General features: G+C 31.5%; 1 protein-coding gene. It reads left to right on the top strand.

The features are described 5' to 3' along the window. Window positions 1-622, top strand: a 622-nt coding sequence (gene secA, locus N3D74_06690) for a preprotein translocase subunit SecA (protein ID MCX8095850.1), incomplete at both ends; no start/stop codon positions are given.

Below are 622 nucleotides of genomic sequence, written 5' to 3'. Positions count from 1 at the left end.
ATATATAAGTTGGATGTTGTTGAAATACCTCCAAATAAAAGATGTATAAGGTATGATTATCCAGATAGAGTTTATAGAACTGAACGTGAAAAATTTAATGCAATAGTACAGGAGATTGAGGAAAAATGGAAGAAAGGGCAACCAATTCTTGTTGGAACAAGATCTATTGAGAAATCTGAGATGCTTTCTCAGATGTTAAGAAAAAAAGGAATTCCACATCAAGTTTTAAATGCAAAATATCATGAAATGGAGGCACAAATAATTGCACAAGCAGGTAAAAAAGGGAGTGTTACCATTGCTACAAATATGGCTGGTAGAGGTACCAGACAGGGAGATCCTGGAAGTTCAGTTTTTTATGTATCACTTGAAGATGAACTAATGAGACTTTTTGGTTCTGATAGAATATCTGGTTTAATGGAAAAATTAGGAATGAAAGAAGGAGAAGTAATTGAATCTAGATTAATAACACGTCAAATTGAAAATGCTCAAAAAAGAGTTGAAGCAATGAATTTTGACATAAGAAAGCAAGTTCTTGATTATGATAATGTTATGAATAAACAAAGACAAGCAATATATGAACTTAGAGATATTATTCTTGATAGTCAAGATATCTCTGATAGAG

Source organism: Caldisericia bacterium, from assembly GCA_026414995.1.
Lineage (GTDB): Bacteria > Caldisericota > Caldisericia > B22-G15 > B22-G15 > JAAYUH01.
This window is presented reverse-complemented; position numbering and strand designations above follow the sequence as displayed.